The sequence below is a fragment of the Anoxynatronum sibiricum genome (assembly GCF_039414295.1).
GTDB lineage: Bacteria > Bacillota > Clostridia > Peptostreptococcales > Tindalliaceae > Anoxynatronum > Anoxynatronum sibiricum.
This window is the reverse complement of record NZ_JBCITM010000061.1, coordinates 1-504: the sequence shown is the minus strand read 5'-3', so window position 1 is coordinate 504 and position 504 is coordinate 1. Positions and strand designations below refer to the sequence as shown.

The window sequence follows — 504 nt, the reverse complement described above, 5'->3', positions numbered from 1 at the left end:
TTGAGCAAGAATTCTTCATTGGTTCGGGCATCGATTTTGGGATAAATTTCCATGAGTGCATTGGAAAGCTTAAGCCTTCGTTGATACTGCTCAATGTCTTTGTTCACTGGTTGCCGCCTCCCATCAAATAGTTGTACTCAGAAGTATCAACTTCATATGATGGCAGATCGGAAGAAAATACAATGGCACCGTCATAGATCAGTCGGTTTTCCTTTAATCGTTTAAACGTAATGGCAATCGCTTCAGGTGATAATGCATCGTGCTTCCTGGTTTCTTGTAGCACTGTATCCGCATACTCCATGTCTTCTTCAAGGAGGATTACTTTTAAGACATGAAATGCATTGCGAAATGATTCTTTGTCTAATGTATGCAGGTAATCCTGCCATGATGAAGGTAACAGCGTGTAGATCCCCGAGTACTTTAGAGCATTCGGCCTTGCCTTGATCATATCTATAAAGTCAATGTAATGGATGGATTCATCGCCCGTGGCAAACAATCTTGGAT

At 41.5% G+C, this 504-nt stretch carries 1 protein-coding gene; it reads right to left on the bottom strand.

The genetic code is table 11. The features are described 5' to 3' along the window. Window positions 1–103: 103 nt before the first annotated feature. Window positions 104–504 (bottom strand): hypothetical protein (locus AAIG11_RS17940; RefSeq protein WP_343187557.1); only part of this gene is annotated, 401 nt, incomplete at its 5' end.